This window comes from Burkholderia sp. AU45251 (assembly GCF_030482905.1).
In the GTDB taxonomy this organism is placed as follows: Bacteria; Pseudomonadota; Gammaproteobacteria; order Burkholderiales; family Burkholderiaceae; genus Burkholderia; species Burkholderia aenigmatica.
Genome location: NZ_JAUJQH010000001.1, coordinates 1,242,858 through 1,267,190 on the forward strand (window position 1 = coordinate 1,242,858; position 24,333 = coordinate 1,267,190).

The 24,333-nt window shown below is 66.9% G+C and carries 26 protein-coding genes; 16 read left to right on the forward strand and 10 right to left on the reverse strand.

All coding sequences use genetic code 11. The features are described from left to right. The first annotated feature begins 53 nt into the window (after positions 1–53). The 6 genes from lysA to QZM67_RS05500 all read left to right on the forward strand — a co-directional run bounded on the left by lysA (position 54) and on the right by QZM67_RS05500 (position 5,827). Positions 54–1,292 (forward strand): diaminopimelate decarboxylase, encoded by a 1,239-nt coding sequence (lysA, locus tag QZM67_RS05475; protein WP_175022153.1) that lies wholly within the window; start codon positions 54–56, stop codon positions 1,290–1,292. A gap of 590 nt (positions 1,293–1,882) precedes the next feature. Then, the gene (locus QZM67_RS05480) at positions 1,883–2,683 is read left to right on the forward strand and encodes a transporter substrate-binding domain-containing protein (protein ID WP_089452271.1); all 801 of its coding nucleotides are present in this window, start codon (positions 1,883–1,885) and stop codon (positions 2,681–2,683) included. Between the two features lie 67 nt (positions 2,684–2,750). Next, entirely contained in the window at positions 2,751–3,410 is a 660-nt protein-coding gene (locus tag QZM67_RS05485) for an amino acid ABC transporter permease (RefSeq protein WP_011354443.1), read from the forward strand. A 41-nt stretch (positions 3,411–3,451) separates the two neighbouring features. Continuing rightward, positions 3,452–4,177, forward strand: a complete 726-nt coding sequence (locus tag QZM67_RS05490) for an amino acid ABC transporter ATP-binding protein (RefSeq protein WP_301801420.1) — start codon at positions 3,452–3,454, stop codon at positions 4,175–4,177. Positions 4,178–4,227: 50 nt separating this feature from the next. Further along, complete coding sequence (metC, locus tag QZM67_RS05495) at positions 4,228–5,409, forward strand: cystathionine beta-lyase (RefSeq protein ID WP_301801176.1); 1,182 nt, start codon at positions 4,228–4,230, stop codon at positions 5,407–5,409. Between the two features lie 73 nt (positions 5,410–5,482). Beyond that, positions 5,483–5,827 carry a DUF3088 domain-containing protein gene (locus QZM67_RS05500; RefSeq protein WP_175022150.1) on the forward strand — a complete coding sequence of 115 codons (345 nt, stop codon included), beginning with the start codon at positions 5,483–5,485 and terminating at the stop codon, positions 5,825–5,827. Between the two features lie 83 nt (positions 5,828–5,910). Here QZM67_RS05500 and QZM67_RS05505 read toward each other — a convergent pair whose 3' ends face one another. After that, positions 5,911–6,612: a YafY family protein gene (locus tag QZM67_RS05505; RefSeq protein WP_301801177.1), complete on the reverse strand. Its 702-nt coding sequence runs from the start codon at positions 6,610–6,612 to the stop codon at positions 5,911–5,913. A gap of 77 nt (positions 6,613–6,689) precedes the next feature. Between QZM67_RS05505 and QZM67_RS05510 the strand changes: the two genes are divergently transcribed. Next, positions 6,690–7,058 (forward strand): VOC family protein, encoded by a 369-nt coding sequence (locus tag QZM67_RS05510; RefSeq protein WP_089452268.1) that lies wholly within the window; start codon positions 6,690–6,692, stop codon positions 7,056–7,058. Between the two features lie 78 nt (positions 7,059–7,136). Here QZM67_RS05510 and QZM67_RS05515 read toward each other — a convergent pair whose 3' ends face one another. Then, positions 7,137–8,024 carry a DMT family transporter gene (locus tag QZM67_RS05515; protein ID WP_301801179.1) on the reverse strand — a complete coding sequence of 296 codons (888 nt, stop codon included), beginning with the start codon at positions 8,022–8,024 and terminating at the stop codon, positions 7,137–7,139. A gap of 126 nt (positions 8,025–8,150) precedes the next feature. Between QZM67_RS05515 and QZM67_RS05520 the strand changes: the two genes are divergently transcribed. Further along, a complete protein-coding gene (locus tag QZM67_RS05520) occupies positions 8,151–9,608 on the forward strand; it encodes a PLP-dependent aminotransferase family protein (RefSeq protein ID WP_301801180.1) in 1,458 nt (485 codons plus the stop codon). Between the two features lie 82 nt (positions 9,609–9,690). After that, a complete protein-coding gene (locus QZM67_RS05525; RefSeq protein ID WP_301801182.1) occupies positions 9,691–10,365 on the forward strand; it encodes a hypothetical protein in 675 nt (224 codons plus the stop codon). 50 nt (positions 10,366–10,415) lie between these two features. Here the strand turns inward: QZM67_RS05525 and QZM67_RS05530 are convergent, their stop codons facing one another. Together QZM67_RS05530 and QZM67_RS05535 are read right to left on the reverse strand one after the other, a co-directional pair. After that, complete coding sequence (locus QZM67_RS05530) at positions 10,416–11,849, reverse strand: nicotinate phosphoribosyltransferase (protein ID WP_301801184.1); 1,434 nt, start codon at positions 11,847–11,849, stop codon at positions 10,416–10,418. Between the two features lie 74 nt (positions 11,850–11,923). After that, positions 11,924–12,964: a bifunctional nicotinamide-nucleotide adenylyltransferase/Nudix hydroxylase gene (locus QZM67_RS05535; protein ID WP_175022143.1), complete on the reverse strand. Its 1,041-nt coding sequence runs from the start codon at positions 12,962–12,964 to the stop codon at positions 11,924–11,926. Between the two features lie 181 nt (positions 12,965–13,145). Between QZM67_RS05535 and QZM67_RS05540 the strand changes: the two genes are divergently transcribed. The 3 genes from QZM67_RS05540 (at position 13,146) to QZM67_RS05550 (ending at position 15,617) form a co-directional block, all read left to right on the forward strand. Continuing rightward, the gene (locus QZM67_RS05540) at positions 13,146–13,598 is read left to right on the forward strand and encodes a type II toxin-antitoxin system RatA family toxin (RefSeq protein WP_027789550.1); all 453 of its coding nucleotides are present in this window, start codon (positions 13,146–13,148) and stop codon (positions 13,596–13,598) included. A gap of 213 nt (positions 13,599–13,811) precedes the next feature. Continuing rightward, positions 13,812–14,699, forward strand: coding sequence for a DUF4261 domain-containing protein (locus tag QZM67_RS05545; protein ID WP_301801185.1), 888 nt, complete (start codon positions 13,812–13,814; stop codon positions 14,697–14,699). A gap of 129 nt (positions 14,700–14,828) precedes the next feature. Further along, on the forward strand, positions 14,829–15,617 hold the full coding sequence (locus QZM67_RS05550; protein WP_175022141.1) for a lysozyme inhibitor LprI family protein: 789 nt from the start codon (positions 14,829–14,831) through the stop codon (positions 15,615–15,617). Positions 15,618–15,785: 168 nt separating this feature from the next. Here the strand turns inward: QZM67_RS05550 and QZM67_RS05555 are convergent, their stop codons facing one another. From QZM67_RS05555 to QZM67_RS05580, 6 genes are read right to left on the reverse strand one after another with little or no spacing between them, the layout of a single operon-like run. After that, the gene (locus QZM67_RS05555) at positions 15,786–16,172 is read right to left on the reverse strand and encodes a hypothetical protein (RefSeq protein WP_301801186.1); all 387 of its coding nucleotides are present in this window, start codon (positions 16,170–16,172) and stop codon (positions 15,786–15,788) included. A 26-nt stretch (positions 16,173–16,198) separates the two neighbouring features. Then, the gene (gene speD / locus QZM67_RS05560) at positions 16,199–16,582 is read right to left on the reverse strand and encodes an adenosylmethionine decarboxylase (protein ID WP_175022139.1); all 384 of its coding nucleotides are present in this window, start codon (positions 16,580–16,582) and stop codon (positions 16,199–16,201) included. Then, the gene (locus tag QZM67_RS05565) at positions 16,579–16,728 is read right to left on the reverse strand and encodes a hypothetical protein (RefSeq protein ID WP_301801187.1); all 150 of its coding nucleotides are present in this window, start codon (positions 16,726–16,728) and stop codon (positions 16,579–16,581) included. Before QZM67_RS05565 ends, speD begins: the two co-directional genes overlap by 4 nt. Next, on the reverse strand, positions 16,725–18,242 hold the full coding sequence (locus tag QZM67_RS05570) for a DUF4178 domain-containing protein (RefSeq protein WP_301801188.1): 1,518 nt from the start codon (positions 18,240–18,242) through the stop codon (positions 16,725–16,727). Before QZM67_RS05570 ends, QZM67_RS05565 begins: the two co-directional genes overlap by 4 nt. A 9-nt stretch (positions 18,243–18,251) precedes the next feature. Next, positions 18,252–19,304, reverse strand: a complete 1,053-nt coding sequence (locus QZM67_RS05575) for an SPFH domain-containing protein (RefSeq protein ID WP_043180019.1) — start codon at positions 19,302–19,304, stop codon at positions 18,252–18,254. A 27-nt stretch (positions 19,305–19,331) separates the two neighbouring features. Further along, positions 19,332–19,718, reverse strand: coding sequence for a DUF350 domain-containing protein (locus QZM67_RS05580; protein WP_021163477.1), 387 nt, complete (start codon positions 19,716–19,718; stop codon positions 19,332–19,334). A gap of 121 nt (positions 19,719–19,839) precedes the next feature. Between QZM67_RS05580 and QZM67_RS05585 the strand changes: the two genes are divergently transcribed. The 4 genes from QZM67_RS05585 to QZM67_RS05600 all read left to right on the forward strand — a co-directional run bounded on the left by QZM67_RS05585 (position 19,840) and on the right by QZM67_RS05600 (position 24,306). Further along, complete coding sequence (locus QZM67_RS05585) at positions 19,840–21,354, forward strand: polyamine aminopropyltransferase (protein WP_089452256.1); 1,515 nt, start codon at positions 19,840–19,842, stop codon at positions 21,352–21,354. After that, complete coding sequence (locus QZM67_RS05590) at positions 21,354–22,973, forward strand: NAD(P)-binding protein (protein ID WP_301801189.1); 1,620 nt, start codon at positions 21,354–21,356, stop codon at positions 22,971–22,973. Before QZM67_RS05585 ends, QZM67_RS05590 begins: the two co-directional genes overlap by 1 nt. Before the next feature lie 124 nt (positions 22,974–23,097). Further along, complete coding sequence (locus QZM67_RS05595; protein WP_301801190.1) at positions 23,098–23,862, forward strand: N-acetylmuramoyl-L-alanine amidase; 765 nt, start codon at positions 23,098–23,100, stop codon at positions 23,860–23,862. A gap of 54 nt (positions 23,863–23,916) precedes the next feature. Then, positions 23,917–24,306: a lysozyme inhibitor LprI family protein gene (locus QZM67_RS05600; RefSeq protein ID WP_175022136.1), complete on the forward strand. Its 390-nt coding sequence runs from the start codon at positions 23,917–23,919 to the stop codon at positions 24,304–24,306. Positions 24,307–24,333 lie beyond the last annotated feature (27 nt).

Below are 24,333 nucleotides of genomic sequence, written 5' to 3' on the forward strand. Positions count from 1 at the left end.
CTGATCGGGCGCATCATTCACGCTATCCATTCATTCGACCCGATTGATCCGCCATGTCTCTCGATTCCCGCCAGCTCGCGACGCTCGCGCAGCAATACGGCACCCCGCTGTGGGTGTACGACGCCGACGTCATCCGCGACCGCATCGCCCAACTGCGTCAGTTCGACGTGATCCGCTATGCGCAGAAGGCGAACTCGAACGTCCATATCCTGAAGCTGATGCGCGAAGAAGGCGCGTGCGTCGACGCCGTATCGCTCGGCGAGATCGAGCGCAGCCTCGCGGCCGGGTTCAGCCCCGCCGGCGAGCCGGAAGGCGTCGTGTTCACGGCCGACCTGATCGACCGCCCGACGCTCGCGGCCGTGCTGAAGCACGGCGTGACCGTGAACGCCGGTTCGCTCGACATGCTCGCGCGCATCGGCGAGCACGCACCCGGCCACCGCGTGTGGCTGCGCGTCAACCCCGGTTTCGGCCACGGCCACAGCAACAAGACCAATACCGGCGGCCCGCAGAGCAAGCACGGCATCTGGATCGACGACGTACCGCGCGCGATCGAGATCGTGCGCCAGTACGGGCTGAAGCTCGTCGGCATCCACATGCACATCGGCTCGGGCGTCGACTACGGCCACCTGTCGCAGGTGTGCGATGCGATGGTCGATCTCGTCTCGTCGCTCGGCCATGACATCGACGCGATCTCGGCCGGCGGTGGCCTGTCGATCCCGTATCGCGACGGCGAGCCGCGTGTCGACGTCGGCCACTACTTCAGCCAGTGGGACGCTGCGCGCAAGCGGATCGAACGGCATCTCGGCCACCCGGTGCGCATCGAGATCGAACCGGGCCGCTTCCTCGTCGCCGAGGCCGGCACGCTCGTCACCGAAGTTCAGGCCGTCAACCGCCGGCCGAAGCACGACTTCGTGCTGATCGACGCGGGCTTCAACGACCTGATGCGCCCGTCGATGTACGGCAGCTACCACGCGGTGTCGGTGCACACGCACGATGGCGCGCTGCCGGCCGGCCGGCCGCTCGTCGATCTCGCGATCGCGGGTCCGCTGTGCGAATCGGGCGACGTGTTCACGCAGGACGCGGGCGGTGTGGTCACGCACCGCAAGCTGGCGCAGCCGCAGATCGGCGACCTGCTGTTCCTGCACGACGCGGGCGCGTACGGCGCGTCGATGTCCTCGAACTACAACAGCCGGCCGCTCGCGCCGGAAGTGCTCGTCGATCGCGGCACGCCGCGGCTGATCCGCCGCCGGCAGACGATCGACGAACTGCTCGCGCTCGAAACGTTCGAGTAACGCGCACCCCGCGTCACGAAGGCCAACGGCCAGGCTTGCCACTCACGGCAGCCTGGCCGTTTTGCTTTGCGACGCCCGGCCGGATCGCAGCCCGGAGCAACCGTCCGCCCGCACCGTAGCACCTGATCCCTCTCATCGTGCGCAACCGCAGCAGATCGCATGCGCCACCTTTCGCACGCAGAGAAAAACATTCCACGTCGCGTGAAAAGTGCACGCATCTTTGGAAACACATTCCCTTTTGACAAAACTAAGATTGCCCTCAGTCGCACCGCATTCCTGTCGCCGGATACGCATCGACGATGCATCCGGTCCACCACACTCGCAATGCTGCACGGGCAATCATGAATCGCACGCTTGAACGCTTCGCCGCGCACGCCGGCCTTCGCTGCTGCTCACGCGCCTGCGTCATCCATCCGTACGCGCACCCGTCCTTCATCGCCCACGAGCGCATGCCGTAACGCACGGCATCGCGCACGGCGGACAGCCACGCCCGCCGCCTCACGCTTCATCGACTTCCCGCTCACGGCGACGCCGCCCGTCGCCGCGGCGTCGCACACCCTGAATTTTCGACAACAACCCCGGAGACAACCATGAAGCACTTCACCCCGACGTTCAAGCAAGGCATCGCGGCCGCCCTCCTCTGCATCGCGACCGCGACATCGCACGCGGCTGACCTGCTCGACACCGTCAAGCAGGCCGGTGTGCTGAAGATCGCGCTGGAAGGCACCTATCCGCCGTTCGACTATCGCAATGCCGACGGCCAGCTCGAAGGCTTCGACGTCGACGTCGCGAAGGCGGTTGCCGCTCGCCTCGGCGTGAAGCCGCAGTTCGTGACGACCGAATGGAGCGGGATTCTCGCCGGCCTGCAGGCCGGCAAGTTCGACGTGATCGTCAACCAGGTCGCGATCACCCCATCGCGCCAGCAGGCGCTCGATTTCAGCGCGCCGTACGTGTATTCGTCCGCGCAGCTGCTGCAACGGCAAAACGATGCGCGCGCATTCAAGTCGCTCGACGAACTGAAGGGCAAGAAGGTCGGCGTGACGATGGGCAGCAACTATGTCGATCTGGTCAAGACCGTGCCCGCGATCGACCTGCAGGTCTACCCCGGTACGCCGGAAAACCTGCGTGACCTGGCGGCCGGCCGGATCGACGCGGCGGTCAACGATCGCCTGATGCTCAGCTACCTGATCAAGAACTCGCACCTGCCGCTGCGCCCGGGCTCCGTGCTCGCGGGCGGCGAAGACCGGATGGGCATTCCGTTCCGCAAGGGCAATCCGAAATTCGCGAAGGCGATCGACGACGCCGTGGCATCGCTGCAGCAGGACGGCACGCTGAAGAAGATCTCGATGCAGTGGTTCGGCGCGGACACGACCAAGCCGGTGACGCAATAACGCAGCCCGCCCCGCGCACGAACGCATGAACGCGCGGGGCGTCCGGCACACAATCAGGAGACACGCAATGGAAGCACTCCAACTGGTCGTACATACGCTGCCCGTGATGGTCAAGGGCGCCATGCTCACGCTGAAATTTGCCGTCGCGTCGATGGCGCTGGGTCTCGTCGTCGGGCTCGTGATCGCGATCATGCGCATCGGCAGCAACCGGCTTGCCGCCAGCCTCGCGCAAGGCTACGTCAGCCTGATGCGCGGCACGCCGCTGCTCGTGCAGATGTTCGTCGTCTACTACGGGCTGCCCGATCTCGGTATCACGCTCGACCCCACGACGGCCGGCATCTTCACGCTGACCCTCAACGCAGGCGCCTATCTGTCCGAGAGCATGCGCGGCGCAATTCTCGGCATCGGCCGCGGGCAATGGGCAGCCGCCCACAGTCTCGGTCTCACGCACGTGCAGACGCTGCGCTACGTCGTCTGCCCGCAAGCGCTGCGCCTCGCGGTGCCGAGTCTCGGCAACACGCTGATCAGCCTGATCAAGGACACGTCGCTGGTCTCCGTGATCACCGTCACCGAATTGCTGCGCTCGACGCAGGAGGTGATCGCCGCGACGTTCCAGCCGCTGCCGCTCTATCTCGCCGCCGCCGCGATCTACTGGGTCCTCAGCACGCTGCTCACGCGGCTTCAGGGTCGCGTCGAGACGCGCCTCGCACTGCCGTCCACGCATTGAACGCGCCCGACCTTCACATGAACTCCATCGACGGACAGAACATGATTACGCTCGACAACGTATCGAAATGGTATGGCAAGCACCAGGTGCTCTCGGCATGCAGCGCGGCCGTCTCGAAGGGCGAAGTGGTCGTCGTGTGCGGGCCGTCCGGGTCCGGAAAATCGACGCTGATCAAGACGATCAACGGTCTCGAACCGTTCCAGAAAGGCAGCATCACCGTCGACGGCACGCGGCTCGGCGATCCCGCCGCGAAGCTTGCGCAATTGCGCGCCCGCGTCGGCATGGTGTTCCAGCATTTCGAGCTGTTCCCGCACCTGTCGATCACCGACAACCTGACGCTTGCGCAGATCAAGGTACTCGGCCGCCGCAAGGACGAGGCCGTCGAAAACGGCATGAAGCTGCTCGACCGTGTCGGCCTGAAGGCGCACGCGCACAAATATCCGGGGCAGTTGTCCGGCGGGCAGCAGCAGCGCGTCGCGATTGCGCGCGCGCTGTCGATGAACCCGGTCGCGATGCTGTTCGATGAGCCGACCTCCGCGCTCGATCCCGAGATGATCACCGAAGTGCTCGACGTGATGGTCGAGCTCGCGCGCGACGGCATGACGATGGTATGCGTGACGCATGAAATGGGCTTTGCGCGGAAGGTCGCGCATCGCGTGATCTTCATGGACCAGGGCGCGGTGGTCGAGGACGCGGCCAGCGACCGGTTCTTCGCGGCGCCGCATTCCGAACGCGCGCGCGACTTCCTCGACAAGATCCTGCATTGACCGCGCAACGGCTGCCCCGCTTCGATTGATCGACACCCAAAGGAGACATCTTGAACCACCTGCATTCGCCCGACACCGTTCTCGCCCATGAAGGCCGCTCGCACGGCCAGCCCGGCTCGCCGGTCAACCCGCCGGTCTATCGCCAGTCGACGCTGCTCTTTCACGGCACCGACGCACTCGACGCCGTACGCGGCACGCCGCTCGCGTACGGGCGTCATGGCAGCCCGACCACGCGCGCGCTCGAGAAAGCGCTCGCGCGGCTCGAAGGCGCACACGCCGCGTTGCTGACACCCAGCGGCCTGAGTGCGATCACGACCGCATTGCTCGCGGTGCTGAATCCGGGCGACCATCTGCTGATGGCCGACTCGGTGTACGACCCGACCCGGTCGTTCTGCGACGAAACGCTGGCGCGCCTCGGCATCGCGACGACTTACTACGATCCGACGATCGGCGCGGACATCGCATCGCTGATGCAGCCGAACACGCGCGCGGTATTCGCCGAATCGCCGGGCTCGCTGACCTTCGAAGTGCAGGACATTCCGGCCATCTGCCGCGTCGCGCACCGGCACGACGCGGTCGTGTTGCTCGACAACACGTGGGGCACACCGCTGAATTTCCGCTCGTTTTCGCATGGCGTCGACGTGTCGATTCATGCCGCGACCAAATACATCGCCGGGCACTCGGACGTGCTGATGGGGGCGATTCTGACGACCGAGGCGCTCGCGCCGAAGGTCACGCGCTTCTACCGGCAACTCGGCATGACCGTCAGCGGCGACGACGCGTATCTCGCGCTGCGCGGCCTGCGTACGCTGTCGGTCCGGCTCGAGCGGCATCAGCGCAACGCGCAGGTGTTGACCGACTGGCTGTCGCGGCAGCCGGAAGTCGCGCGGATCCTGTATCCGGCGCGCCCCGGCGACGCCGGCCATGCGCTGTGGCAGCGCGATTTCACGGGCGCGTGCGGGCTGTTCGGCGTGGTGCTGCATCCGCAGGCCGACGAAGCCGTGCGCGCCCTGCTCGACGGCATGACGTGCTTTGGCATGGGGTATAGCTGGGGCGGCTTCGAGAGCCTGATCATCCCGTCCAATCCGGCTCGTAACCGCACCGCCACCCAATGGGCGGCGACCGGCCCGCTGCTGCGGATTCATGCAGGGCTCGAGCATCCCGACGACATGATTGCCGACCTCGCCGCCGGCTTCGCGAGAATGCGCGCCGCCGCGCTCGCGGAAGCGTGACATTCCGCGACGTCACGCCCCCCCCACATCACGATTTCTTCGACGTTTTTCCCTCTGTCATAGCGAGACCATCATGAAAGACACACTGTTCATTCTCCGCCCGGGTTTCTTCAAGGACTCCGAAGGTCCGTTCTACTGCGGCGATTCGGTTTCCGTCGAAGGGCTGCTGAGTTTCTATCCGCAGTTGCGCGACGCCGTCGACGTCGAATACATCGACGCCCCGCGTCCGCGCCAGCCGATCGTCACACTGCTAGGTGCGGACAACCAGTCGGCACCGGTGCTCGTGCTCGGCGACGGACGGGCGCCGGACGACGACACCCTTGCGATTCGGGAGCACAACGGCAGGCGCTTCATCGATTCGCCTGCCGATATCCGGCGGTACCTGTCGGCGCAATACGGCGTGGCGCACGTCGCCTAAGCGCACCGGCGCGTGCGGTCGAGCGGCCGCACGGAACGGGGCGCGCGATGCGCGGCCCGTTCTCCGCCCCGCCGCCGGCCGCGCTACTTCACCGCCACGCGCACGTCGGCGCCCGCCGCGCGCCACGCCTTCAGCAACGCCGCACGCCGCCGCGGATAGCGCCCCTCCAGCGGTTCGAGCCCGACGATGCGATCCGTCCGGAAATGCCGGAAATCGTTCCGGCCTTCACACCACGCCGCCACGATCCGCACGTCATTGAAATAGCCGAGCGCGAACGGCCACACGATCCGTTCGTCGATCGTTTTCCGGCCCTCGCCCGTGTAGCGGATCCTGAGCTTGCTTTCGGTACGGATCGCCGCGCGCACGACACCCATGTCGATGGTTTCCCGATCCACGATCGTGCGCGGGCCGACGAGCAGCGTCGTGCACTCCATCTCGCGACGCAACTCGGCGGGCAGCACGGCGGAGATCTTGGCGAGTGCATCGGCGGCAGCCGTCGTGAGCTGCGCATCCGCAAACTTCCCGACCCAGCGAAAACCGAGCATCAGCGCTTCCAGTTCCGTTTGCGAAAACATCAGCGGCGGCAGCATGAACCCGGCGCGCAGCACATAGCCGACACCCGGCTCGCCGTCGATGTCGGCCCCCTGCGCCTGCAGCGACGCGATATCGCGATAGACCGTCCGGAGGCTGACGCCGAGTTCCCCGGCCAGCACGCGGCCGCTCACCGGGCGGCGGTGGCGCCGCAGCACCTGCAGCAGCGAGAGCAATCGTTCGGCACGCGTCATCGTTCCATGCTGCCACTTTCTGACAGCATCCATTCATAGAATGGAACGCATCTTAATCGATCCCAGGACGGCTCCGCATGACTTCCCCGAATCTCGTTCTTCTGTATGTCGAGGACCCGGCGCAAAGCGCGCAATTCTACGAGCGCCTGTTCGGGCGACCGCCGGTCGCCGTGTTTCCCACCTATGCGGCATTCACGTTCGACAACGGGCTGCATCTGGGCCTGTGGTCGACCAGCGCACGCGATTTCGTATCGGGCGGCGCCGGCCACCGCTCGGAGCTGGCCTTCATGGTCGACGACGATCGCGAAGTCCGGCGCCTGTACGACGCGTGGAAGGCACTCGGCGTGCCGTTCGAACAGGCGCCGATGACGGCGGTATTCGGCCTGACGTTCGTCGCGCTCGACCCGGACGGCCACCGCTTGCGCGTGTGCACGCCGGACGACTGAGTAACCGTGTCTCAAGTCAAGCGCGAGCGGGCGCGACCTTCGACCGGTCGCGCCCGCGCATTGGCTCAGGCTCGCACGTCAGCTCATACGCCGCACGGGTGCTATTTTCGAGAAGTATTTCGCGCCCGCCACGCAGCCGACCACGACGACCGTCACCACGACCATCGATGGCGGCACCGTCTCGTGCAGCAGCCCGGCCGCGAGCAGCAAGCCGAAGAACGGCTGCAGCAGCTGCAACTGGCCGACGCCCGCGATTCCGCCGAGCGCGAGCCCGCGATACCAGAACACGAAGCCGATCAGCATGCTGAACAGCGACACGTACGCGAGCCCCCACAGCGCAGCGGCATCGACGCCGTCGAACGACACGGGCCAGGTGAGCAACGTGAGCGGCAGCATCAGCGGCAGCGACAGCACGAGCGCCCACGAGATCACCTGCCACCCGCCGAGCTCGCGCGACAGGCGTGCGCCTTCCGCATAGCCCAGCCCGCACGCGACGATCGAGGCCAGCATCAGCGCGTCGCCGACCACCGACGCCTGGCCGCCGTTGCGCAACGCAAACGCGGCCACCGCGCCACTGCCGATGATCGAGAAGATCCAGAACGGCAGCCGCGGCCGTTCGCCGCCGCGCCATACGCCGAACAGTGCGGTCGCGAGCGGCAGCAACCCGACGAACACGATCGCGTGCGCGGAGGTCACGTGCTTCAACGCAAGCGCCGTCAGCAACGGAAAGCCGATCACGACCCCGAGCGCGACGATGGCCAGCGACACGGCCTCGGCACGCGTCGGCCGCCGCTGCTTCAGCACGACGAGCAGCAGCAGGCCGAGCGCGCCGGCGATCGTCGCGCGCGCGAACGTGAGGAACAGCGGGTCGAGCCCCTGCACCGCGATACGCGTCGCGGGCAGCGAGCCACTGAAGATGATCACGCCCAGCAAGCCGCTGAGCCATCCGTCGGTCGTCTTTTGCACGGGAAATCCTGAATGGGATAAGTGGATGACCGATGATCCGCCGCCCGCGAAAAGCGCGTAAGCTACAGCCCAATACAATTCTGACAAACTGTACTGGACAACTGACCGTACAGTTCATTCTTCGCCATGAGCCAGGCAACCCCGCTTCCCGTTCCGCCCACCCCGTCGCGCACACGCGTGGAAACCGTGATGGATACGTTGCGCGCACGAATCGCGAGCCGCGCACTGGTGCCCGGCGCGCGCGTGCCGTCGATCCGGATGATGGCGGACGCGCTCGGTGTGTCGAAATCGACCGTCGTCGATGCATACGAACGGCTCGCGAGCGAAGGCGTGCTCGTCGCGCGCCGCGGCTCGGGTTTCTATGTGTCGGGGCACGCGCCACCGCTCGCGCTCGCCGATCTCGGCCCGCAGCTCGATCGCGGGCTCGATCCGCTGTGGCTGTCGCGCCAGTCGCTCGAGGCGGCGCCGACCTCCGTAAAGCCCGGTTGCGGTTGGCTGCCGCCGTCGTGGCTGCCGGACGAGAGCCTGCGCCGCGCGCTGCGCGCCGCGTCGCGCGACGAATCCGACGCGCTGACCGACTACGCGACGCCGCTCGGCCTGCCCGCGATGCGCCAGCAGCTCGCCTGGCGGCTCGCGCAGCACGGCGTCCAGACCGAACCCACGCAGATCATGCTGACCGACGGCGGCTCGCACGCGCTCGATCTCGTCTGCCGCCTGCTGCTGGAGCCGGGCGACACGGTCGTGCTCGACGATCCGTGCTACTTCAACTTCCAGGCGCTGCTGCGTGCGCACCGTGCGCGGATCGTCAGCGTCCCGTACACGCCGAACGGCCCCGATCTCGCGCGCTTCGAGCAGGTACTCGCCGAACACCGGCCGCGCCTCTACATCACCAACTCGGCACTGCACAACCCGACCGGCGCGACGCTCGCGGCGCCCGTCGCGCACCGGCTGCTGACGCTCGCGGCCGAGCATGACCTGCTGATCGTCGAGGACGACATCTTCGCGGATTTCGAGAGTACGCCGGCCCCGCGCCTTGCGGCCTTCGACGGGCTGTCGCGGGTCGTGTCGATCGGCAGCTTCTCGAAGACGCTGTCGGCCGCGATCCGCTGCGGCTATGTCGCCGCGCGCCCGGAATGGATCGAGGCGCTCGTCGACCTGAAGCTCGCGACGTCGTTCGGCCATGCGCAGATCGGCGCGAACGTCGTCCACCGGCTGCTCATCGACGGCACGTATCGACGCCACGTCGACAGTCTGCGCGCACGCCTCGCGGATGCGATGGGCGAAACGCTCCGACGCGTCACGCGTGCCGGGCTCCGGATCTGGACGGAGCCGCGCGGCGGCCTGTTCGTGTGGGCGGCGTTGCCCGACGGTCTCGACGCCGCGCGCGTCGCGCGCCATGCGCTCGATCACGATGTGGTGCTCGCGCCCGGCAATGTGTTCAGCGCGTCGCACAGCGCGACGTCGTACCTGCGCTTCAATGTGTCGCGCTGCAAGGGGCCGGCGGTGTTCGATGCGCTGGCGCGGGCGATGGACGCGGCGCGGGCAGCACACGCCCCGGAATCGCATCCGACGAGTTGCCAATGATCCTGTTCGGCAATGCCGACAAAGCTTGCCGAACTCGATCGCGGATCACACAATGCCGAAATCCCCGTTCCGAACAAAAATCATGAGATCCATTTCCGGGAAAGCACTCTGGCTCGTCGTGGCGTTGCTACCCACCGCGCATGCGAACGCCGATGCGGTCTATGAGTACGCGAACCACAACGAGTACGTCGAGGCAACCAGGGCATCGTCCTATCTCGGTCACGACGGCAAAACCTTGCTTGTCGCCACTTATGCGTACACATATACATTCAAAAGCACGCGCGACATCACCGAAGACCTGAATGCCATCCACAATCCGGACACAGTCTGGCGGCCCTATCTGTCGGACATCTACGCCGACGCGAATCAGGCCTCGTTTACGACGAACCTCGTCATTTGCTTCGGACATGACAATGGCAGGCCGTCGCCCGCCGAGCGCCTGACGTTGCTGAACGCAGGATTCAAGCCTGACGGTGAATACATCCTCTGCAAGAACTCACCGATGGTCGGCACGAGAGCGCCGTTCCTGAGCGACGCGGCGCTTGGCGCGCTGGCGAAACAGAACGACATGGCGTCGTTCTCGATCGGCGGACCGGCCAGTGACAGCCTGACCGTTCATGTACCGGATACGACCATGGGAAAAGCGGCCAAGGTCGTCAAGGCGCCGTTCAAGAAGGCGGGTGAATTCATCGGACATGCAATCGCACCGTTTGGACTGATGATGTGCAAAGGCAGTTGCGGCCTGCCGGGCGGCTGACCGGTCGGCGCGGGGCGGCACACACACCGCGTGCCCCCCGCCCGTCTACCTCACACCTCTCCCGCGTGCGCCCTCGCCCGCACTTCCGCAAACGACGTATCGACGAGCAACCGCCCCGTATCGAACACCGTTTCCAGCGCTTCCTCCCACTCGCCTTCCAGCATCCGGTCGTCCCACGCAGCAGGCAGCGTCGTCGTCCGATACTCACCGGTGCGGAAACTGCGCAGCAGCGTGAGCCGCCCCTTTTTCGAACGCTTGCCCTGATCGGTGACCGGATCCTTGCAGACGTCGTGCCACACGCCGCCGCGCCGGATCGCCGAGCACTTCATCGCGAAGCGCTGCGTATCGCGATTCACCTGCTGCAGCAGCCCGCCGCCCATGCCGAACACGACGTTGCCGGCCGCATAGCCCGCGTCGTCGAGCGCCGAAAGAATCGCTTCGATCGACAGCTCGTCGACGCCGTCGCCCTGGATCACGCGTACGCGATTCAGCACGCGCCGCCCCTTGCCGTTCAGGGTCGAGCCGAACGATGCGTCGAGCGCACGAACGGTCTGCAGCACGATCGTCACGGGGTCGCCCGAATCGGGGCGCACGACCAGCGTCGCGCCTGAATCGAGCACGGCCTGCCGAAGCTCGCCGCCCCACAGATCGAGCGCGGCAAACAGATCGTAGGAGTCCGATACGACCGATACGATCGCACCGGGCAGGCCAAAGCGGCGAATCATGTTCCGGTACGCATCGGCTTCGTGCTCACGCCCCCACGACGTGATCGTGCTGTGCTCGGCCGCGGGCACCGAATATGCAGCCATCGGCTCACGATAGAAGCGGTTCGCGGCCAGTACGCCGAGCACCGTGTCCGAACCCATGAAGTTCACGAGGTGCGCGGCACCGCCGATCGCGGCCGACTCCGCGCTCGACACGCCGCGCGCGCCGAAGTCGTGCAGCTTGAACGGCAGTTGCGCGAGATCGTCGTCGGTCTTTTCGAGGTAGTGGCGGATCGTCTGCCGCAGGTGCCAGCTACGCGTCGCGACCGTCACCGGATACCACACGCGCAGCAGCATCGTCTCGAGATACGACGCGAGCCAGAACACCTGCGGGTCGTCGCATTCGACCGTCATCAGCACGTTGTGCACCGGCACGACCGAGCCCTCGGGCACCGCGCGGATCTTCACCGGCAGGTAGCCGTCGTAGCGTTCGACGATGGTGCGCCACCCCGCTTCGTTGAATGGCTCGCCGTGCACCGTGAAGAAATCGCGCGCTTCGTCGATCATCGCGTGCGTGACGGGCTTGCACAGATATTCCTTCAGCAGCATCTGCAGGCCGAAGAACACCGTCCGGTCGTAGCGGCCGCCGCGCGATTCGACGTACGAGAACATCGCCGATGCGTCGGGCGGATATTGCAGGAAGTGGGAAGCCTTGTACGAATCCGTGTTGAGAATCGGATTGGCGAGAACCGCGGCAAAGCCGCCGAGATCGTTTTGCATGGCTAGAGCTCCTCTAGGCCGTTGAAGTGCCGCCGCGTCTGTCGCGGCGGACCGTCGTGCGGGGAATCAGCGAATCACAGCTTCCCCAGGAAGTGATAGGCGATGTCGAAGTGATCCTCGAACATCACGTTGCGCATCTGCGCGAATTCGTTGAGCGGCACCCAGCGCGCCTTGTCGGCGTCGTCGCTGCCCTTCACGCGCGGCAGCTCGCCGGTCGGGAAGTTGAACAGGCACGCGTGCGTGATCGTGCGGCCGCGCAGCGAACGCGTCGGGTGATCGAACACCTGGCGATCCTTGATCGAACCGCGCAGCACGGGCTCCGGCAGCTTCAGGCCGGTTTCTTCGCGCAGCTCGCGGATACAGGCTGCGTCGAGCCGCTCGTCCTGGTTCACGAACCCGCCCGGCAACGCCCACAGGCCGCGGCCCGGTTCGCTGCGGCGGCGCACGAGCAGGATATGGCCCGAGTGCACGACTACCGCGTCGACCGTCACGAACGTGACGGGATACGGGGCGGCCGCCCACGCCTTGCGATACGCGGCGATGAATTCGGCTTCCGACTTCAGCTGCGCGAATTCCGGCTGCGTGCGGAAACGCTCGAGCCAGCCGAACACGGGTTCCGGCACGGCCCACTGCACGAAGCTGTTGGTGCGTTCGGCGAAATACTGGTCGCGGATCTCGGTGGCGGAAATGTCTTCCGTCGCGTCGACGTCAACGAGCTCCCATTGCGGGAACATCCGCAGGTAATACGACGTGGCGTCCTTCTCGTGGCCGATCAGCCCGACCTTGCGCTGCGCGATGTCGCCGAGCGCGGACGCGACAGCGTCCTGTACCCAGCGCACCCAGTCGCCGTCGTTGTAGGTCGAATCCTGCAACGGCGCGATCGTGACGCGGTCGCGCTCGGACGCGTCGAACAGCGAAGCCAGCATCTGGCGGCGCTCGTCGAACGAAAACGGATCCTTGACGGTGCGGGGCTTGTCGGTCGACCCGATCAGCACGCACACGCGCTCGGCCCGACTCAGTGCCGACTTCAGCACGTTCAGGTGACCACGATGCGGAGGCTGGAAACGACCAATGAAAACGAGCGCGTCGAAGCGCCGGTTCTGTTGCGTACTCATGAGGCTCCCTCAAGAGATTGAAACGCTTCGGGTCTTTCCCGAAGGGTTGGAATAAATCCTAGGGGAAATCCCGGGGTGCGTCAATCGAGCCCATCCTCGACTTGACGAAGTCTGAAGAAATGCGCGGCATGGGCGGGTTACACTCGATTTCATCCCAATCCGAGCCAGTGCGCCCGCCATCATGAGGATCTCAGTCAGCCGAACCGTCGGCGTCGATCGCAGACGCCTCTTCACGTGGTCGCAGGATTACGCGCGGCGGCTCGTGTGGGACAGCTTCCTCACCGACGCCTATCTGCTCGACGGCATGACGGCCGACGTCGGCGTCGACGCGTTCTGCCGCAGCCAGTCGGGCGCGACGATGGTGTCGCGCTACATCTCGTACCGTCCGCCGCAAGTCGCCGCCGTCGAAATGGTCGACGGGCCGAAAGTGCTCGAACGTTTCAGCGGCAGCTGGAACTTCACCGAGCACACACCCGGCACGACCGAGGTGAAATTCACGTACCACTTCCGCGCACAGCCGGCCTGGCTGCGCTGGCTGCTCGAACCGCTGATCGGCGCGTTCTATCTCGTGCAGACACGCCGGCGGCTCGATTCGTTCAAGCGCTGGGCCGAAGCCGAAGCACTGCCGCACTGACCGGCGGCCACCGGCCGCACGGCCCGGCGTGTCCGCGCCATCGCCTCCCGAACGTGTTCGAACGCGCCACCGCCGCGCCATCGGGCATGCCCCGCGCATTTGCCAGATTCGCCGAACCCGGGGAAACTACGGGCGGCCGCCATTCCGACGGCGCACCCCGACCGAGAGAACGGGGCTCCCTCCCTGAAACGGCTTCGACACGACCATAATCCAATGAGCCTGATATCCCGATTCTTTGGCCGCAAGGAAGAACCCGAACACCCCGTCGCGCTGGTCGCGGCAACCGACATCGAGAATCCGCCGAACGTGACGGTCGTCTTCGACGGCCCGCTGCAGGTCGATATCGCCGCGCTGACCGCCGCGCTGCGCGCGTACCACCCGAGCATGAAGCAGGCGCGCGTCGAGACCGAGCCGACCCTCGAGCACGTATTCGGGCTCGCCGGCTGGGGCAACCACGTCGTCCAGCTCGTCGGCTTCGACGCGCCCTATCCGTCCGAAGCACTGGAAGCGTGCGTCGCGCCGGCCCACTACGGGCAGGACCTGAAGCAGCAGGTCCGCGCGAGCCGCAGCCATGTGATCCTCTACTACGCCGGGCACGAAGCGGATCCGCTCGAACAGTATGTCGCGCTGGCAGCCGTCGCCGGCGCGCTGGCCGAACAGAACGGCCTCGCGGTGCTGAACGAGCACGCACACACGTCGCTGCCGGCCGGCGTCTTCAATGCGAAGGAACTCGGCGAGGAAAGCCTCGAAGTGCTGCGGGATATCCCGCTGAACCTGTTCTTCTGCGGCTTCGTGAAATACGACGTCGAAGGCGTCGACGGCGTGTGGATGCGCACCTATGGCGCCGACGTGTTCGGCCTGCCCGATTTCGCCGCGCTTGCGGAAGGTCATCACGAAGGCGAACGTTATTCGGGCATCTTCAACAACGTGATGCACTACCTGCTGGAAAGCGGCGCGCAGATGCACGCGGGCGAAACGATGCAGATCGGCGCGGAAACGTTCATGAAGCTGCGCGAACCGCTCGAGCACGAGTACTACCTGCAGGGGCCGGCACCGGTGCTGGTGGCCGAGCTGATCTCGGCGGACCAGATCAATCGCTGAGCGGGCCCCGTCACACCGCTTCGCACCATGATGCACGGCGCCAGGTTCGACGCTTCGCGAACCGCGTGCGCCGCGGCATCACCTGACGGCGGCGTGACCGCCCCGCTCGAACCCGCTGAGGAACCGCCCGTGTTCGGTATTCGCCTGGGTCTCACGTTGGCCGCCATCGGCCTCTCGTTGTCGGCCCATGCCGACAGCATCGACTGCGCGCATTCGAAGACGCGCACCGATCGCCTGATCTGTGCCGACGAGGCGCTCCTGTCGGCCGACAGCGCATTGTCGAGCGCGTACGACGACGCCGTCGGCATCGCCGCCGACCAGCAGGCCGTGATCCGGTCGCAACGCGCGTGGCTCGCGCAGCGCGACGCCTGCACCGACGCCGCCTGCATCGCCACGGCCTACCGCGACCGTACCGTGGCGCTGAAGCAGGTGAAACACGCGGGCTGGAAAACCTATCGCGACCCGGCGCTCGGCGTCTCGTTCGAATACCTCGCGAACCGGCAGGTGAAGAAGCCCTGCCCCGAAATCGGCGGCAACCGCTGCATCGCGATCGTCGGCCGCAACATGACCTATAGCAGCTACCTCATCGCGTTCCAGATCGTCGACGGCGCGCTGGAGCCGGTCGCGGAGAAAGAAGCGGGATTCGAGAAGCAGGACGACGGCAAGTGGGTGACGTCATACGGCTCCGGCATCGCACAGGAAGTCGAGCGTTTCTCCGGTGCCGGCTGGCGCGGCATGCAAGCGACGATCATGTGTCGCATCAACGATCCGAAAACCGGCTTCTACTCGGCGGCCGGCGAGTGCTATTGGGCCGTGCTGAGCAACGGCAAGCGTGCGGTCGTCGCGACGACGCAGGGCTACGTCGGCACCGACGACGCGACGTTGCACAGCGTATCGTCGTTCCGGTTCGACCGTTAGCGGGAACGTCGCGACGGTCGATCGCCCGGCGCCTGAACCGGCGTGCGATGCGTCATCGCAACGAAGCCTCGGCAGCCTGTCGCCAACATCCGCAAGAGTAAAAGCGCACTGTCTGGCCCGATCCGCAACGCTCACTCCATCAGCCGCGCCATTCGAACCGCATCCGCGCTAACGTGCGCCGTCCCCGCGCAACGGGAACGTTTCCGCCCCCGTTTCGCGGCGCAACGTGACCTCCGTACCGGTCAGCCATCCTGACGATTTCAGGATCGGTCGCGCCACCGCATACAGCCGGTCAGGGCTGGCGCCATACAGGTACAGATAACCGTCGTTGCCGTCGCGATGCAGTTCGGTCTCGCCCAGTTCGCCGGCGCCTGCCCGCCTCACTGCGCGATCCAGCCGTTGCTCCAGCGCGTAAAGACGTGCCTTGTCCTTCTCGTAGTAATCGAAGTGAACCATCACGACCGGCCCGGGCGGCTTCGGCGGCACATCGGCAGCGGCGTTGCCGGCGAGCAGCCCCCAGCCGAGCCACGCAGCAAACCGGATTCTGTTACGCATATCGATAAAGGGAGTGAATCGCCCCCTCACGTCGGCGCGCCGCCGCGCGCAACCTGCTGCCTGACTTGTGCCTGCGCACCGAGCGCAGCGGCGATCGCATCGACCGCATCGGCTGCACGCGCCGCACCGCACATGAATGCGTCGACGGCCGCGAAGCGATGCTCGGGCCACGTGTGGATCGTGATGTGCGACTCGGCGAGCAGCACGACACCCGTCACGCCATGCTCGCCGCCGAAATGATGGAAATGCGCGCCGATCACGCGCGCCCCCGCCTGCCGCGCCGCTTCGGTGAGAAGCGCCTCGAGCCGCGTGGCGTCGCGCAGCAACGCGGCATCGATGCCGGCCAGGTCGGCCAGCACGTGCGAGCCGAACGTCGCGCGCGGTGACGCGATCCCGTCGCGTGCGGTCATTTGTGCGATCCGTACGACGAGTAGCCGCTGCGAGCCGACGAACTGCCCCAGCCGCTGCCGCCCGCCCCGCTGCCGCCGATCGACGCGCAGCTGAACAGCGTGACGACGATCAGGCCATAGATGCCGTAGAGGATGTACCGGATCACGCGTTGCCTCCGTCCGACGCAAAACTCTTCCACAGCCATTCAGGCAGCCACAGCACCAGCAGGCCGACCAGCACGTAGACGGAGCGGCCGCTGAACGAAAACAGCGAACCCATGTTCAGGATCACGAACAGCGCGCTGAACACCAGCGGCAGCGGCGCGAAACTGTGCGGGCCTTTCCGGCCGAACAGACCCGTCGACTCGGTGGCGCCCGTTGCCGCTGCCGCCGCGGCCGTCGCGAGCGCCGGTGTGCCGAAGCGTTCGGCGAGTGTGCGGCCCGACAGCGGCCGCGCGCGCGACCAGACGATCTCCGCGTCGCTGCGCTCGCGCGTCAGCTTGTCCTTCTGCCAGCCGTAGTCGATGATCGACGTGCGATCGCCGACCTGCACGCGCCAGTTGAACGCACCGACCACGTAGACGACCTCCGAGTCGTATTCCTCGCGCAAGCGGTAGGTCTTGTCGCCGTCGGTCACGTCGGCATTGCTGCCGATCGTCGGCCATTGATCGAGCACCTGCACACGCTCCCAGCGCCCTTCGCTCTGCACGAGCCACAGGAAGCCGCGCTTCGGGTTCAGCAGCAGGTATTCGTCCCACGTCTCGTCGTCGTCCTGCACGCGGCAACGCATCATCCCGATCACCGTGTACTTCACGCCGTCGAACGTGCCGATCGCGCCGAGCTCCAGCGCACCCTTCACCGCTTCGAGCTTGCGCTGCGCCGCGAACACCGTCTGCTGCTCGGCCGTGCACTGCACGCCCGCGTGGCAACTGCCGCACACCACGTAGTCGGCGACGTTCGGCGCATACGACAGCGGCGCGCCGCAGCTCGGGCACGCGAACGGCACCATCTCCGCCCTGCGCTTCTCGCGCGTATCGTGTTCGGTATCGCGCAGCCCGGTGAACGCGAGCGCATCGAATTCGAGTGCTTCGCCCGTATAGACGGCCGGGCTCCCGCCGTTCGAATCGGCGTCGGAATAGTCGTAGGTCGCGAATGCGTTGCCGGTGCGCAGGTCGACGACGCGCGCCTCCCAGCCGGCATCGACGCGGAACGGCAGCTCGCCGTCGCCGCCCGTGCAGCGCGCGGTGCGCACGTCGGACACGAGAAACGCGCGGCCGCCGTGGTCGATCCGCATGCCCGGCTCCAGCGTGCCGAACGCCGGCCACGCGCCGCCGGACGCATCGTCGGGCTCGCGCACCGTGACTGCATACTGACCCGACGCATCCGACAGCCAGCCGAACGCGCCGTCGTCGAACACGACATACCACTCGCTCCATGCGCCGGCGTCGTAGGTCATCTGGATGCGCCCGAGCACCGTGAACGTGCGCTTGCCGTAGCGCCCGGCCGCGCCGATCTGGATCGGCGACGCATCGTCGAGCACCGTGGCCAGTTCGCCGATACGTTCGACGTCGGTGCCGCGCTTGAGCAGCGTGCTGCGGCAGAACGCGCAGACGGCCATCACCGCCGCCGCCGAGCGAAACTCGACCGGCGCGCCGCACTGGGGGCACGAGGTACTGTACATGCGCGACGCTTACCGGGTGAGCTTCGCGAGGATCTCGGCCTTCGCGCGCGAATATTCGTCTTCGGTCACGAGGCCCTTGTCGAACAGCGCCTTCAACTGTTCGAGGCGCTGCACGTAATCGGTGCCTTCCGCCGGCGCGGCAGGCTGCGCGGCGGCCGCCGGTGCCGCGGCGGGCGCAGGCGGTGCAGCCGGCGCCGGTTGCGCGGCACCCGCCATCTGACCAGCCATCGCCTGCCCGATCACCGCGCCCGCGGCAAGCCCCGCACCCACACCCGCGATGCCGCCCGGATTCTGCGCGGCGAGCGGAATCGCCTGCGCGGTCTGGTATTGCGTGGCGCGGGCGAGATCGCCGGCCATCCCCGCGCCGATCCGCAGGTCGAGCGCCTTCTGCAATTCGGCCGGCAGCGACACGCTCTCGACCGCGAACGCGTCGAGCGCGAGGCCATAGCGCGTAAACACCGGCACCAGCGCGTCGGCGACGCGCTGCGACAGCAGCGACTGGTTCGCGGCCATGTCGACGAACGGCACGTCGGCCGAGCCGAACGTCGTGCTCATCGCGGTGACGACCAGATTACGCAGCTGCTGTTCGAGATCGTCGACCGTGTACTGCGCGCGCGTACCGCTGACCTCGCGATAGAACGCGCCCGCGTCGACGATCCGGTACGAGTAGATGCCGAACGCGCGCACCTGCACGAAGCCGAATTCGCGGTCGCGGATCGTCAGCGGCTGCGCGGTGCCCCAGCGCCGGCCGAGCTGCAGCCGCGTGCTGAAGAAGTAGACGTCCGACTTGAAAGGCGACTGAAAGAGCTTGTCCCAGTTCTTCAGGTACGTGAGCACCGGCAGCGTGTTCGTCTCCAGCGTGTACAACCCCGCCTGGAAGATGTCGGCGACCTTGCCTTCGTTCACGAAGATCGCGACCTGCGTTTCGCGCACGGTCAGCTTGCCGCCGTACCGGATTTCCATGTCTTCCATCGGATAGCGCCAGGCCAGCACGCCATCGGTGTCTTCCGTCCATTGCAGGACGTCGACGAACTGCTTGCGGATAAACGATCCCAGACTCATGTCGGTCTCCTCGAAACGCGTGGCGTGTCAGGTCAGGCAGGCGGCATTGATGATGCCGACGACGAGCGACGCGGTGCCCATCAGGCCGCCCATCGCGACGTTGCGATCCTCGATCGCATGATTCATGCCGGGCATCAGGCGCGTCAGCGCCGCATAGGTGATCAGTTGCACGACCATCGCACCGACGGCCCAGATCACGACTTCGCCGAGCGTGGAATTGTGCGCGATGCTGGACGCGAGCGTCAGGCAGAAGCCGATCAGCGCGCCGCCGAACGACAGCGTCGCGGCCGCGTTGCCGTCGCGGATCAGCGCCAGTTCGTCGAACGGGGTGACCTTCAGGTACACTGCCGCGAACACAAGAAGCAGCACGAACGCCGACAGTAAATGAACCGCATAGAGATAGGCACTATTCATTCTTTCCCTCGGATTTTGTGCTCGGTTCGCCGCCCCGTCGCTGGCCGGCCCGCGCAGGGCCAGCAGTCAAAATTCCGCGCCAGTATATCCACATTGCCGACCGCTGCACAACGGACGCACCATGCTGCATAAGCGCGCGCTCGTCCTGTCGATTCTCGTGCTCGCGTCGTGCGGGCTGGGCTACGAACTGATCAGCAGCGCGCTGTCCAGCTACCTGCTCGGCGATTCGATCCTGCAGTTCTCGTCGGTGATCGGCTGCTACCTGTTCGCGATGGGGATCGGTTCGTGGCTCGCGAAGTTCGTCGAGGACGACGACGTGCTCGACCGCTTCGTCGACATCGAGCTGCTCGTCGGCCTGCTCGGCGGCGTGTCGGCCGCGCTGCTGTTCGCTGTGTTCGCCTGGCTCGCCGCGCCGTTCCGCGCGGCGCTCTATGCGCTCGTGCTGGCGCTCGGCATGCTGATCGGGATGGAGATCCCGCTCGTGATGCGCGCGTTCCAGCAGCGGCGCCAGGCGTTCCGCCATACCGTCAGCGAAGTGCTGACCTTCGACTATCTCGGCTCGCTCGCCGTATCGCTGATCTTCCCGCTCGTGCTCGCGCCGCGCCTCGGCCTGCTGCGCACCAGCTTCCTGTTCGGGCTCCTGAACGCGTTCGTCGCGCTGTGGACGACGCACCTGTTCCGCGACGAGATCCGCAACGTGCGCGGCAAGCTGATGCGCGCGTCGCTCGTGATCGGGCTGCTCATCGCCGGCTTCGCGCTGTCGGATCGCATCACGCACTGGGCCGAACACGGCGTGTACGGCGACGAGACGATCTATTCGGAAACGACGCCGTACCAGCGCATCGTGCTCACGCAGTGGCACGACGACATGCGGCTGTACCTGAACGGCAACCTGCAGTTCTCGTCGCGCGACGAGCATCGCTATCACGAGGCGCTGATCCACCCGACGATCGAGGCGCTGCCGTGGGCGAAGCGCGTGCTCGTGCTCGGCGGCGGCGACGGTCTCGCGGTGCGCGAGCTGCTCAAGCACCGCAACCTCGAACAGATCACGCTCGTCGATCTCGATCCCGCGATGACGAAGCTGTTTTCCACGTCCGCGCCGCTCGTCAAGCTGAACCAGGGCTCGTTGAAGGACCCGCGCGTGCACGTGATCAACGACGATGCGGTGCGCTGGCTCGAATCGAACGCCGACGTGTACGACGCGATCGTCGTCGACTTCCCCGACCCGACCAACTTCGGGCTCGGCCGGCTGTATTCCGTGCCGGTGTTCCGGCTGCTCGCGCGCCACCTGTCGGAGAACGGCTACGCGGTGATCCAGTCGACCTCGCCGTACTTCGCGCCGCACGCGTACTGGACCATCATCGCGACGCTGCACGAAGCCGGGCTCAACACGTGGCCGTACCACTGCTACGTGCCGTCGTTCGGCGACTGGGGTTTCGTGATCGCCGGCAAGCGCCGCGACTTCACGGTGCCGACGCACTACTCGGTGCCCACGCGCTGGCTCGACGCGCAAACGGCCGCCGAGATGTTCCACTTCCCCGCCGACATGCCGGCGCTGCCGATGTCGCCGAACGAACTCAACGACCAGCCGCTCGTGCGCCGTTTCGACGACGACTGGAAGCACGTGCTGCGCTGATGGACCGCCGCACGTTCCTCGTCGCGTCGGCAGCCGCGTCGCTCGCCGCCTGCGGGCGCACCGGCTGGATCGAGACGACGCCGCAGGTCGGCTACCCCGGCATGCGCGAAGGCCATGCGCTGCGCGACCATGCGACGCTGCCGCCGCCGTCCGGCACGCTCGAGACCGACGTCGCGATCCTCGGCGCGGGCGCCGCCGGGCTGTCGTGCGCATGGCAGCTCGCGCGCGCCGGACACCAGCACTTCACGGTGCTCGCGGGCCCCGAATTCGGCGGCAACGCGGCCGGCGGCCGCTTCGGTGATCTCGGTTATCCGAAAGGCGCGCACTACCTGCCGCTGCCGTCGCTCGAATCCACGCATCTGCGCGACATGCTCGCCGATCTCGGCGTGATCGAATCGGCGCCGTTCTCGGCGCACCCGGTGTACGACGAGCGCGTGCTCGTCCATGCGCCCGACGAACGGCTCTTCATCGCCGGGCAGTGGCGGGACGGCATCGTGCCGACGGCCGGCCTCGGCGCCGACGCGCTCGCGCAACAGGCACGCTTCTTCACGTACACGGACACGCTGCGCACCGCGCGCGGCGCCGATGGCCGCAAGGTGTTCTGCATCCCGATCGCGGAATCGTCGCGCGACCCGCGCTGGCGCGCGCTCGACCGGCGCTCGTTCCGTCAGTGGCTGCTCGACGAGGGCTACACCGCGAAGGCCCTGCACTGGTATCTGAACTACTGCTGCCGCGACGACTACGGTGCCGGATACGAGCACGTGTCCGCGTGGGCCGGCCTGCACTATTTCTCGTCGCGCGGCGGCCACGCGGGCGACGCGAGCGACGGCGCGGTGCTGACCTGGCCCGACGGGCTGCACACGATGGTGACCAAGCTCACCGATTCGATCACCGCGCGTACCGGTTCGAACGCGTGGTCGCGCGACGGCTTCGCGGTGCGCGCGACCGAGCGCGCGAGCGGCGTCGACGTGCTGTGCGCGCGCATCGGCGACGACGGCGCGCTGTCGACGTTCACGCTGAAGGCGCGACGCGTCGTCTGCGCGATGCCGCTGTTCGTCGCGGCGCGCGTGTTTCCGCAGCTCGGCGCGTATGGCTTCGACCCTGCGCGCGACCTGCCGCCACGCGCGCCGTGGCTCGTGTCCAACTTCCTGCTCGACGGCATGCCGGCCGAAGCAGCGGGCGTGCCGCTCGCGTGGGACAACGTCGTCTACGACGGCGCGGGGCTCGGCTATGTCGTGTCGACGCACCAGCTGATCCGCATGTCGCCGCCGACGCGCTCGGTGTTCTCCGCGTACCAGGCGTTGAGCACGCAAGCGCCGGACGACACGCGCCGCTGGCTCGCGCAGGCGAAGCCCGATGCGTTGCGCGAACAGGCGGCGATCGACCTGCAGGCCGTCTACGGGCGCGACCTGTGGAAACACGCGACGGCGCTCGAGATCACCGTGCGCGGCCACGCGATGGCGACGCCCGACGTCGGCTTCCTGAGCCGGCCGGGGCTGCTCGCGCTGCGCGATGCCGACGGCCCCGTCGTGTTTGCGCATGCGGACCTGTCCGGGCTGTCGCTGTTCGAAGAAGCGTCGTACTGGGGCATGCTCGCCGCCCGACGCGTGCTGGCCTGACGGCCGTCATCCGTCATTGCGGCGGCGCCGCCACCCGCTATAATCGCGCGACATTCCGACTGCATTGAGCAGGCCGATGGTGCCGCGCCGTCCGACGCGCCGTATGCCCGCCTCGACAACAACAATGACGAACCGAACCATCCGACGCCTTCGCCCGTTCGCGCGCGCCGCCGCGCGCATGCTCGCCTGCGCCCCGCTGCTCGGCGCGCCGCTGGCACTGCATGCGGCCGACACCGCAGCCCCCGCCGGCACCACGCCCGCCGCCGGGCGCTACATCGTCGTCGACACCGGCCATACGCCGGCGCACCCGGGCTCCACCGGCGCGAGCGGCCGCGTCGAATACCTGTACAACCTCGATCTGTCCACGGCGGTCGCCGAAAAACTCGCCGCGCATGGCGACCGCGTGCTGCGCACGTCGGCCGACGGCCGCGAGATCGCCCTCGACCAGCGTTCGACGCAGGCACCCGACGCGAACCTGTTCGTGTCGATCCATCACGACTCGATGCAGCAGCAGTTCATCGACGCGGGCCGGCAGCGCGAATTCCGCGGCTTCTCGGTGTTCGTGTCGGAACGCAATCCGCACTATGCGGAAAGCCTGCGTTGCGCAAAGGCGATCGCCGAGCGGCTGGTGGCGGCCGGTGAACGGCCGTCGCTGTATCACGCGCAGCCGATCCGCGGCGAGAATCGCCCGTTGATCGACCCGCAACTCGGCATCCACCGCTTCGACGATCTCGTCGTGCTGCGCACCGCGCCGATTCCGGCCGTGCTCGTCGAGGCCGGCGTGATCGTCAATCCGGACGAGGAAGCGCGGCTTGCGCGTCGCGAGACGATCCGGAAGCTGTCCACCGCGATCGCCGGCGGCATCGACGCGTGCACCGCGCCGAAATAAACGACGATGACGCCCGTCGGGCCCAACGGTTTTCACCCAGTCAGGAGCATCACCATGAAAATGAAGAATCTGCTCGCATCCTGCGCCCTGCTCGCGCTTGCCGTTCCGTTCGCCGCGCACGCGGCCGGCTGTGCGAAGCCGCACAGCGCGTTCGACCAGGTGTACTGCAGCAGCACGCAATTCTCGCAATCCGACCGCGACCTCAACGACGAGTACGGCCGCCTGCGCAAGCAACTGAGCAGCGACCAGCAGGCGACGCTGAAGGCCGGCCAGCTCGCGTGGCTGAGGCAGCGCGACGCGCAGTGCAGCGAGACGCGCAACAACGGCTACCTCGTCGATCTCCAGTGCGCGACCGACATGACGCAGTCGCGGCTGTCGTTCCTGCGCGAGCGGGAGCGCGAGTGCACGAGCACCGGTTGCGTGGCGTCGAAGCTCGGCGACTAAGGGCTTCGCGCGTGCCGCGCCGCGAAG

What these genes read in the sequence shown, in the direction of transcription:
- lysA (WP_175022153.1), top strand. Translation starts at nt 54, where the DNA reads ATGTCTCTCGATTCCCGCCAGCTCGCGACGCTCGCGCAGCAATACGGC.
- QZM67_RS05480 (WP_089452271.1), top strand. Translation starts at nt 1,883, where the DNA reads ATGAAGCACTTCACCCCGACGTTCAAGCAAGGCATCGCGGCCGCCCTC.
- QZM67_RS05485 (WP_011354443.1), top strand. Translation starts at nt 2,751, where the DNA reads ATGGAAGCACTCCAACTGGTCGTACATACGCTGCCCGTGATGGTCAAG.
- QZM67_RS05490 (WP_301801420.1), top strand. Translation starts at nt 3,452, where the DNA reads ATGATTACGCTCGACAACGTATCGAAATGGTATGGCAAGCACCAGGTG.
- QZM67_RS05500 (WP_175022150.1), top strand. Translation starts at nt 5,483, where the DNA reads ATGAAAGACACACTGTTCATTCTCCGCCCGGGTTTCTTCAAGGACTCC.
- QZM67_RS05505 (WP_301801177.1), bottom strand. Translation starts at nt 6,612, where the DNA reads ATGACGCGTGCCGAACGATTGCTCTCGCTGCTGCAGGTGCTGCGGCGC.
- QZM67_RS05510 (WP_089452268.1), top strand. Translation starts at nt 6,690, where the DNA reads ATGACTTCCCCGAATCTCGTTCTTCTGTATGTCGAGGACCCGGCGCAA.
- QZM67_RS05520 (WP_301801180.1), top strand. Translation starts at nt 8,151, where the DNA reads ATGAGCCAGGCAACCCCGCTTCCCGTTCCGCCCACCCCGTCGCGCACA.
- QZM67_RS05525 (WP_301801182.1), top strand. Translation starts at nt 9,691, where the DNA reads ATGAGATCCATTTCCGGGAAAGCACTCTGGCTCGTCGTGGCGTTGCTA.
- QZM67_RS05530 (WP_301801184.1), bottom strand. Translation starts at nt 11,849, where the DNA reads ATGCAAAACGATCTCGGCGGCTTTGCCGCGGTTCTCGCCAATCCGATT.
- QZM67_RS05535 (WP_175022143.1), bottom strand. Translation starts at nt 12,964, where the DNA reads ATGAGTACGCAACAGAACCGGCGCTTCGACGCGCTCGTTTTCATTGGT.
- QZM67_RS05540 (WP_027789550.1), top strand. Translation starts at nt 13,146, where the DNA reads ATGAGGATCTCAGTCAGCCGAACCGTCGGCGTCGATCGCAGACGCCTC.
- QZM67_RS05545 (WP_301801185.1), top strand. Translation starts at nt 13,812, where the DNA reads ATGAGCCTGATATCCCGATTCTTTGGCCGCAAGGAAGAACCCGAACAC.
- QZM67_RS05555 (WP_301801186.1), bottom strand. Translation starts at nt 16,172, where the DNA reads ATGCGTAACAGAATCCGGTTTGCTGCGTGGCTCGGCTGGGGGCTGCTC.
- speD (WP_175022139.1), bottom strand. Translation starts at nt 16,582, where the DNA reads ATGACCGCACGCGACGGGATCGCGTCACCGCGCGCGACGTTCGGCTCG.
- QZM67_RS05570 (WP_301801188.1), bottom strand. Translation starts at nt 18,242, where the DNA reads ATGTACAGTACCTCGTGCCCCCAGTGCGGCGCGCCGGTCGAGTTTCGC.
- QZM67_RS05575 (WP_043180019.1), bottom strand. Translation starts at nt 19,304, where the DNA reads ATGAGTCTGGGATCGTTTATCCGCAAGCAGTTCGTCGACGTCCTGCAA.
- QZM67_RS05580 (WP_021163477.1), bottom strand. Translation starts at nt 19,718, where the DNA reads ATGAATAGTGCCTATCTCTATGCGGTTCATTTACTGTCGGCGTTCGTG.
- QZM67_RS05585 (WP_089452256.1), top strand. Translation starts at nt 19,840, where the DNA reads ATGCTGCATAAGCGCGCGCTCGTCCTGTCGATTCTCGTGCTCGCGTCG.
- QZM67_RS05590 (WP_301801189.1), top strand. Translation starts at nt 21,354, where the DNA reads ATGGACCGCCGCACGTTCCTCGTCGCGTCGGCAGCCGCGTCGCTCGCC.
- QZM67_RS05595 (WP_301801190.1), top strand. Translation starts at nt 23,098, where the DNA reads ATGACGAACCGAACCATCCGACGCCTTCGCCCGTTCGCGCGCGCCGCC.
- QZM67_RS05600 (WP_175022136.1), top strand. Translation starts at nt 23,917, where the DNA reads ATGAAAATGAAGAATCTGCTCGCATCCTGCGCCCTGCTCGCGCTTGCC.